At 33.5% G+C, this 7992-nt stretch carries 12 protein-coding genes; 7 read left to right on the forward strand and 5 right to left on the reverse strand.

The features are described from left to right. The first annotated feature begins 12 nt into the window (after window positions 1-12). Together ERX35_RS11005 and ERX35_RS11010 are read left to right on the forward strand one after the other, a co-directional pair. A complete protein-coding gene (locus tag ERX35_RS11005; protein WP_149459935.1) occupies window positions 13-528 on the forward strand; it encodes a hypothetical protein in 516 nt (171 codons plus the stop codon). 115 nt (window positions 529-643) lie between these two features. Further along, window positions 644-1147 (forward strand): hypothetical protein, encoded by a 504-nt coding sequence (locus ERX35_RS11010; protein ID WP_246143169.1) that lies wholly within the window; start codon window positions 644-646, stop codon window positions 1145-1147. A gap of 3 nt (window positions 1148-1150) precedes the next feature. On the opposite strand, the gene ERX35_RS11015 is transcribed toward ERX35_RS11010, so the two are convergent. Continuing rightward, window positions 1151-1978 carry a helix-turn-helix domain-containing protein gene (locus tag ERX35_RS11015; protein WP_170234622.1) on the reverse strand — a complete coding sequence of 276 codons (828 nt, stop codon included), beginning with the start codon at window positions 1976-1978 and terminating at the stop codon, window positions 1151-1153. Between the two features lie 608 nt (window positions 1979-2586). Between ERX35_RS11015 and ERX35_RS11020 the strand changes: the two genes are divergently transcribed. Further along, window positions 2587-3291, forward strand: a complete 705-nt coding sequence (locus tag ERX35_RS11020) for a hypothetical protein (protein WP_149459938.1) — start codon at window positions 2587-2589, stop codon at window positions 3289-3291. A gap of 17 nt (window positions 3292-3308) precedes the next feature. Here ERX35_RS11020 and ERX35_RS11025 read toward each other — a convergent pair whose 3' ends face one another. The 3 genes from ERX35_RS11025 to ERX35_RS11035 form a co-directional block, all read right to left on the reverse strand. Then, window positions 3309-3875, reverse strand: coding sequence for a tyrosine-type recombinase/integrase (locus ERX35_RS11025; protein WP_149459939.1), 567 nt, complete (start codon window positions 3873-3875; stop codon window positions 3309-3311). A 158-nt stretch (window positions 3876-4033) separates the two neighbouring features. Then, window positions 4034-4282, reverse strand: a complete 249-nt coding sequence (locus tag ERX35_RS11030; protein ID WP_120786728.1) for a DUF3923 family protein — start codon at window positions 4280-4282, stop codon at window positions 4034-4036. A 106-nt stretch (window positions 4283-4388) separates the two neighbouring features. Beyond that, the gene (locus tag ERX35_RS11035; RefSeq protein WP_149459940.1) at window positions 4389-5018 is read right to left on the reverse strand and encodes a DUF536 domain-containing protein; all 630 of its coding nucleotides are present in this window, start codon (window positions 5016-5018) and stop codon (window positions 4389-4391) included. Between the two features lie 193 nt (window positions 5019-5211). On the opposite strand from ERX35_RS11035, the gene ERX35_RS11040 reads away from it, so the two are divergent. Next, on the forward strand, window positions 5212-5421 hold the full coding sequence (locus tag ERX35_RS11040) for a hypothetical protein (RefSeq protein ID WP_149459941.1): 210 nt from the start codon (window positions 5212-5214) through the stop codon (window positions 5419-5421). A gap of 117 nt (window positions 5422-5538) precedes the next feature. Here the strand turns inward: ERX35_RS11040 and ERX35_RS11685 are convergent, their stop codons facing one another. Next, a complete protein-coding gene (locus tag ERX35_RS11685; RefSeq protein ID WP_149459942.1) occupies window positions 5539-5631 on the reverse strand; it encodes a type I toxin-antitoxin system Fst family toxin in 93 nt (30 codons plus the stop codon). Between the two features lie 162 nt (window positions 5632-5793). Between ERX35_RS11685 and ERX35_RS11050 the strand changes: the two genes are divergently transcribed. The 3 genes from ERX35_RS11050 to ERX35_RS11060 form a co-directional block, all read left to right on the forward strand. After that, a complete protein-coding gene (locus tag ERX35_RS11050; protein ID WP_149459943.1) occupies window positions 5794-6165 on the forward strand; it encodes a hypothetical protein in 372 nt (123 codons plus the stop codon). Between the two features lie 518 nt (window positions 6166-6683). Continuing rightward, complete coding sequence (locus ERX35_RS11055; protein WP_246143170.1) at window positions 6684-7127, forward strand: plasmid mobilization protein; 444 nt, start codon at window positions 6684-6686, stop codon at window positions 7125-7127. Further along, window positions 7109-7992: relaxase/mobilization nuclease domain-containing protein (locus ERX35_RS11060; protein ID WP_149459944.1), on the forward strand; the 884-nt coding region annotated here is incomplete at its 3' end. The genes ERX35_RS11055 and ERX35_RS11060, both read left to right, overlap by 19 nt.

The raw sequence follows: 7992 nt of genomic DNA on the forward strand, positions 1-7992 counted from the left end.
TAGGAGTTGATTATGGTGCCGAGGGAATCAAATACGGATTGGAGCAAGAACGAAAATCTTACGAACAATTTAAACAACAACAATCAGGATTCACACCTAGCCCAGCAGGTAGAACAGCTGACATTGAAATACCAGAAAGCAGAGATAGCATTCAACAGTATGCGGGACAAGTACTTGACGCTCGTATCAGAGATACAGGCAATGAAAGAACACAACGAGAACCTAGAACAAGAGATGAACACAGCCATCAACGAAAACAAAGCACTCAAGACAGAACTCCAAAAGACCATTCAGTTAAGTCAAAACAAAATAGACAACATGACCGAGGTGGACTTGAACGCTAAAAAGCTGAAACAAACAGTTTTAACCGATATAAAGCGTGATTTAAAATCTGAGATGGATAGCTACCAACAAGAACTGGATAAAGGTTATCTAAAGTCAAACATCTTTTTGAATTATGTACCGGTCATCATCAGTCTCATTTTTGTGATGTTTATCATCTATTATCTCGTAATAGGAATGCATTAGTATGTTCACATTTTTATATTATGTGATGCCTGTCTGTATCATTGCTTTGTGTCTATTTGGGATATTCTTGTGGCTTTCAAGCCAGATAGATCATATCAGATCATTACGATTTACAGTGCCTTTATCACTGATTGTTTTTATCATCGGTATCACGATGAGTACATGGACACCCTTATCACCGTTACCGTTTTACCAGCAACATCTCCATGTTCAAAAAGTTAACGAACAGTACAAAGTAGCTGAAAGCTATTTGGATAATTTGATGAATAAAGGATTTTTAGATTTCAACACAACTGTGAAAAAACATGTAACCCATCGTCATTTTTCAGTCGCTCAACAGAAAATCAATCGAATTGATGATCGTGATAAACGAAAAGCACTCATGAATAAACATAGCGAGTATTTAGCCATCTATGAACAGCATATTGGTGACCATCTTATTCAGAAGATTCAACTGGAATATCTCAGTGTGTCTGAATACAGTCATCTGACAGCACAAGATTATGACAACGTGCGTTATCAGATTCGACAACAGATTCAAAATTCACAGACAGAAAAAGATTTTCTCGAACGTATTCAGAAACTACAGAAAGAGCACGATACACTTTATTCACAATGATTACTAGATGACAGCATTATAGACAAAATAATGTTGTCCAATATATTCACGTAAAATGCCGATATAATAGGCTCTGTCATTTTTAATTTTAGACGCTAGACCATTAAATTCTTTTTTCTTTGCCTTAACAAGGGATTTTATCGCATAAATCATGATCTCAATATGATTTTCAGTGTCATAAATGTTATTACTGATGGTTTCTTTCAGCATTGTTTTGTACAGAGACAGAATTTCTTCATCACTAAAGAAAGGCTTTGCGACGTTGTAAATTGCGTCAGGCACTTCCATCGGTTTGACACGGATATCTGAGTTTTTAATATTGTGATATAAAACTTTAGAATGTGTTTTATTTAAACGTTTCTTGTTACTTAAAAAGATATTTAATAGATTTAAAAAGAATATAGTTTCCTGTTTTGCGTGAACATGTTGTAACGCCTGTTGTGACAGCTCTTTTCCGGTCTTAATCACCTGATTAAGCGTGGACATTTTAGCGTGGACATTTTTTTCTCGGATGACTTCATATTGTGTATAGGTATTGATTCTAAAGACTAATGCGCCGTTATTCTTACGTTTGCCACTAACCGTGTGAATCTTCGTGATATAACCTTTTTCATCAAGATTTTTTAGCGTTCGATAGACTGTTTTCTTGCTGATATGTAAAAGGTCTGCGATGGTCTGAAGTTTTAAATGAGAGTAACCAATTATCTTTAAGCTGTGTTGTTTTAAAACGTTTAAAATAAGGTATTCGGTCTTTTTAAGATAGCGATTGTATCGTTCAACCGTACGATCCATTGCGATGATTGTTTCAAAATTGTTGTCAAAGTCATTCATGATATAAGTCATTGTTATCATTCCTTTTTTAGATTTTAGGAACGAAAAAAGAGTACACGCCGGTCTTTTCCATGGCATGCACTCTTATGACTTATGTCAGTTTTAATAGTCTTTCAACACAATCTTTAGATTTGTTTTATTGATAACCTTTGAAAAATCGGGTATGATTAAAACATAATCTTAATAGATGGGTTAAAAGAGCATTCTAAAGTGTTTGCCGATGTTAGGGATCGGTAAGCGATTAATAACTGTTACCAGCAGTTATTAATGCTGAATGTTCTTTTTACGTTCAATTAAGTTATTTAAATTGTATAACTAATGAAAAAAAATAGCAAATCAAAATGGAAAGTTTTCCATTTTGATTTGCTATTTTTGGAATAATTATTTCTAAATTGTTGAAAAATGTATTTTAGTAATTTAGACTTTAAATTAAAGAAGCGCTTTTTCATTACTTTTATAGGGAGGGATAACTATAAAGAAAGAATATATACTAGTAATAATAATTATTATTTCTCTAATTTTTTCAAAGTTTATTCTAAAACCTTACTTCTTCGAAGAGATTAATCTATGGACAGATTTAATGTTAGACATTATGTTGACGTTAATTGTTGGATTTATATTTATATTTTTCACTAACAAGAAGGGAGATTGAAAGAAATGAAAAAAATTATCGCATCTACTATGCTACTACTTTACTGTTAGGAGGATTTACTTCAACAACTTTAGCATCTGAAATAAAAGTTAGTAATAATACTAATGATGTTGTAAATGATGCAGTTAAAAATGAAATGACCATTGTGTCTGAAGAATTGATAAATAAAGCTAATCCGTTTATTTCTGTAGATGACACTAATGATAAATTTATATTGGATAAAGAGTCAGCCCGAAATACTCTTACTGAAAATGAAGTTGAACTTGTTCAAAAACAATTGAATAAAACTAATCACCTATTGCATGAAGAGAATGTTAACTATGTTCAACATGGAGAGTCATTAATACCTGAAAATAATGCCAAAGTCGAAAAATCGATAACTACTTATTCAACATCAGAGGGTATAAATAAGGTTGAGTTTTACTGGTGGGGTGCAAAGATATGGATATCTAAAACAGCGGTAAGAAAAGTTCTTGAAACAGGTGCAGAAGGTGGAGGAGCAGCATTAGGAGCATATTTAGGCGGAGTTCCTGGTGCACTATTAGGGACGATTGCAGGAAGTTTGGTTTCTAAATTTGGTGGACCTGCTGCAGCTAGAGCAGTATATATAAAATATAATTATGCTCTAGGTATACAAGACTTTCAAATTTTCAACAAATAACCACAAGAAATTCAAACTTAAACATAGATATTTATCATCACATTACTTATGGATTCATTCATAATATCTTGGTTTATCCCAATATATCTCAATGTCACAGATTGAGATGAATGATTAAATAAATCCATCAATAAAGCGACATCCTTCGTTTTCTTGTAGTAATGATAACCAAAGGTCTTACGCATCGAATGAGTCCCGATTTCACTTAAACCGATTGATTTTGCTGAATGATTCAAAATTCTGTAGGCTTGTACACGACTAATGGGTTTATCATTGCCGTCAGAATCGAGTTTATTGCTTTTAAACAGATAATCTTCGTCCTCTAAGAACTGAATATAACGATCAATATCCTCCTTTAGATGATAAAGGGGGATTTGTTTCTGTTTACGGGTCTTCTGTTCTCGGAGTTTAATTGTATAGTCCTTAATATCTTTTTTCTTTAAACCCAACATATCGCTCACTCTTAAACCACAGTTAATCCCGAGATTAAATAAAAAAACGTCTCGCTCTGATCCATAATAGGCAAGTGCCTCTTTCATCTCCTGTATCTTTTTTACGTCTCGAATCGGTTCCACGCTGTTCATTAAAATCGCTCCTATATGATACGTATAATGTATGTATTCATATCATTATGATACATTATTTCAGTTATAAAAATAAACCCCTTTGGTATCGGGGTTTGTCATGTAACATAATTGGTATTGTGTTACATTTTCGTAGAAAAAAAGAAAAGCCAATCAATTTAATGATTAGCTAAATTTTGAGATTTTTTATTACTATTTATTAAATTTAAAACTAACCAAATAAGTTGTATGACAAAAGGAATGATATAAAATATAGCTAAAACACCAATATTAATTAATTTGATTTCAGTTGTTTGAACAGCACCAGAGCCATCTATTTCCCTTAACCATAAAAAAATTGACATTCCTATAAAACTTAAAAATTCTAAAGTAGAAACTAGCCACCACAAAGTCCATGAAGTACGCATAAAATTCTCCCTTATTTATTTATTTAATGATTAATTATAAACACAAATGTAAAAATATTACAAATATTTTTTGTAAGTAACATAATTACCATTGTGTTACATCAGATTATCTCTTAAAGAACTTGCTGAAGAATCCTTTTGGAGCGTCTTCCCTTAAATCTTTGTAGAAATCATCAACTTTGTTCTCTTTCATGTCAGCTCTTTGAGTTTCTGTCTCCATGTATAGCTGATCTTTACCTTCTTTTTCCTGTCTTTTGTCATTTTCTTTAAGTTTAACTTCAAGCGCCTTTATTCTATCATTGCTTTCCAACGCTAATGCTTGCTGATTATGTAATAATTTTTGCTGATTGTCTAAAGTTTCATTTAACTTATTGATCTGTATATCCTTAACATTCATTTGATTTTCTAAAAAAGATATTTGCTTTTCTTTATCATTTAACTGCTGCTTTAAGAGATTGATAAGATCGTCCTGAAGTACTTTATCTTTAGCTTCTTCTTTTTGAGTAGGCTGTTCATCTTCTTGATTGTCCATATCAAAAATCATTTTTAGATTTATTTTCTCATTTAATGGTTTTTGATTGTTGATGCTTTCTCCTATTTTTAATGCTTGTTCATCATTTATAACTAATGCATTATCTACTTTTTCTAATTCTATATCTAGTCTTCTAGCATGATTTAATACTGTCATTTTAGTGACTGAAAACCTTTCAGACAATTCCTTAAGTGAATAATTCATTTATACACTCCTTTTATATTTTATATATTCTCATATACATTCATTATACGTGATATAGCAGGACTTATATAACAGGTTATACATTTCATAAAATTAAGTATATGTTTTATATAAGTAAGTATATAAATAGTGTATAAAAGCAGTAAATTCAAATATAATAGCTGTATAAATAACAAATTATGAGGTGATTAAAGTGTCTGAAGAAATTAAAGAAGAAACAAAGAGAAAGTTTGGTTTTTATCATCGTAAAGGTGAAAAGATCAAGGTTGTTTTTCTTGATGGCAAAGCTGTGACTGGAACATATTTATTCGGCGCAAAATATGAGATTTACATCAAAACAGATGAAGGTAAGGAACTGACAATTTTCAAACATGCTATGAAGTATGTCTATGTCATCGATTAGTTTTACAAAGGAAACTGAATGATATATAATAAATTTAACAAGTAGAAATTCCATGGAAACACCGAACCCCCTGACTGCTGGAACAGTCAGGGGGTTTTTAGGTGCTGGTATGCCGTCTTATTTCTTACGTTGATCTAACCAGTGAGAAAACAACGCAAGAGCTACGCCCACATAAAGGGGCGCTATAACGCTAACAAGTAAAAAATCCATGGAGATCACCTCCTTCCATAAGATCTCGCCTATGGAAGTGAAGACGGCTTACTCATTATATCGAATTCCTATGAATTCTTCTAGGTGGCCTACCTTATTCTTTTTACCACTTAAAAACTAGTGGCATAATAAGGATAACGATAAACACCAGGAGGACATACGATGACAAATATTGATTACGAAAAAGAACTTCAGGCACTAGAAGAAAAGAGAAAACAGTTATTAAAAGAAAAGCGTGAAAAAGATAAGAAGGAACTTCAGATATTAAAAGAAGTCTTTGGCAAAGACTTCCCCAAAAAAGAGAATGGCAAGCTCATCTCGCTGGATGAATTTAAGAAAAATTATGCCATTTCACACAGAGATCAGTCAGACATTGATTCAAATAAATTTCAGGCAGTTCAGAATGAACTGAATCAAATAAAAAAGGATTTAAATAACATTGCGAACGCAATGGACGATTCAAAAGGTTACTGGCATGTGAGTGACTTAAAAGGTCTGACGAACTGGTTATCACAGTTTAGAACGAAGGGCTAAATTGTGATAATCAGTCTTACAAAGGGACTGGAATACAGTCTCTTTTGTGTCGAATTGATTTGAGAATGATGACGAAAGTAGTCAGCATGATTAAATTAATGAGTCTAGGTATTCTATAAAAATCCATTCAGATATCATATGATATTTGAGTGGATTTTTATATTTTTTATCATGAGTAAATTTCGAAGAAATTAGCGAGGATAAAAAACGAAAGGGTTAAGGGAAAAGCATTTCTCTTACAAGGAGGTGAATGATACTTTGCGAAGCAAATGTATACATTCGCACTGCTTGACCAAAACATTTTTGTACAATTTATAGTATAATTGAGATAAGCATAGTGACAGAACAATTGGACATAAATGTTTTGTGTTCTTGTGATGTGATGGCTGTTGTTAATCTCAAATGTGAACGAATAGTGAGTCATTTGGATTTACAATAATCGTGTGAATGGCTGTGACCGAATAGGGAGCAGTCTGAACCGATACATCACATCACTTCGGCACGGAGTGGCGTAAAAAATGACGAATGAATATGAGATATTTTTTACAGAATGGAGGGACGAACAAGTGAGCGAGGCAAAGAAAAAATCAAAGATTATTTCTTTTCGAGTGAACGCAGATGAATATGATGTGATCGTTGGTACAGCTTCAAGTGCCAACTTGAATATCACATCATATTTAAAGGCACGCGCATTAGGAGGTAAGATACATCGACCTCTGATGAAGTCAGAGGATATTCAGAGTATCTTACCTCCTCTTTCAAAACTTTCAGGAGAGATCAGTCGTGTTGGTAATAATATGAATCAATCGACACGTGCCTTAAAAAGCTTATCAAGAGAAACCTTTTTAGGACAACATGAAATGAATGAGGTTAAAAAGCTGACTGAGGAATTCAATGCATTAAAACAAGAATTTGAACAGCTACAGAGTGAGGTGCATCAGATATGGCACAAACTAAGGTAGCTTCGTCTAAAAGTGCCACCGCATCCATTAAATATGGGCGTGATGGTAAGGATAAAGGGACATCTAAAAAGAAGTGTATTGCGATGTCTGGCATCAACTGTGATCCGAGTAACGCTGAATATGAGTTTGGTGTCGTCAGGAAAGCGTTCAATAAAGCAAAGGACGAAGGCAAAGACATTCAAGCACATCTCATCGAACAGTCCTTTAAAGGCCGTGATATTAATCCTTTTGAAGTGAATCAAATGGGGTATGAACTGGCCGAACGGCTGAATAAAGAACTCGGCGGTGGCTTTCAGGCTGTCGTCTATACACATGGCAATACGAACAACTATCATAATCATATTGTGTTTAACGCTGTAAATTTAGAAGATGGCCATAAATATCATTGTTATCAGGAAAAGAAGATTGTCGAACGGATCAATGATGCCATTGTAAGGGAACACGGCTACCCTGTGATCGAGAAAAATAAAGAACGTGGCACATCGGTCACAATTAAAGAACAGAAACTCAAGGATAAAGGCGAGTATGTATGGAAAGATGATTTACGAGACAGAATAGACAAAGCCTTCGAAAAAACAAAGGATAGCCTTCATTTCGATTTAGAGCGCTTTAAAGCGCATTTAACTGATTTAGGTGTCAACATAAGGGAGAGGTTCAATCAGAAGCAACAAATCACCCGTTTTTCGTATGATTTTATCGATCAGGATGGTAAGCAACGTGTGACACGTGAAAAAAATCTAGGAGTTGATTATGGTGCCGAGGGAATCAAATACGGATTGGAGCAAGAACGAAAATCTTACGAACAATTTAAACAACAACAATCAGGATTCACACCTAGCCCAGCAGGTAGAACAGCTGACATTGA

Source organism: Macrococcus equipercicus, from assembly GCF_004359525.2.
In the GTDB taxonomy this organism is placed as follows: domain Bacteria; phylum Bacillota; class Bacilli; order Staphylococcales; family Staphylococcaceae; genus Macrococcus; species Macrococcus equipercicus.

Bases quoted from the DNA above. Each gene is read 5' to 3' on its own strand.
- ERX35_RS11005 (WP_149459935.1), top strand. From the start codon at position 13: ATGGTGCCGAGGGAATCAAATACGGATTGGAGCAAGAACGAAAATCTT.
- ERX35_RS11015 (WP_170234622.1), bottom strand. From the start codon at position 1,978: ATGAATGACTTTGACAACAATTTTGAAACAATCATCGCAATGGATCGT.
- ERX35_RS11025 (WP_149459939.1), bottom strand. From the start codon at position 3,875: ATGAACAGCGTGGAACCGATTCGAGACGTAAAAAAGATACAGGAGATG.
- ERX35_RS11030 (WP_120786728.1), bottom strand. From the start codon at position 4,282: ATGCGTACTTCATGGACTTTGTGGTGGCTAGTTTCTACTTTAGAATTT.
- ERX35_RS11035 (WP_149459940.1), bottom strand. From the start codon at position 5,018: ATGAATTATTCACTTAAGGAATTGTCTGAAAGGTTTTCAGTCACTAAA.
- ERX35_RS11685 (WP_149459942.1), bottom strand. From the start codon at position 5,631: ATGGATTTTTTACTTGTTAGCGTTATAGCGCCCCTTTATGTGGGCGTA.
- ERX35_RS11050 (WP_149459943.1), top strand. From the start codon at position 5,794: ATGACAAATATTGATTACGAAAAAGAACTTCAGGCACTAGAAGAAAAG.
- ERX35_RS11055 (WP_246143170.1), top strand. From the start codon at position 6,684: ATGACGAATGAATATGAGATATTTTTTACAGAATGGAGGGACGAACAA.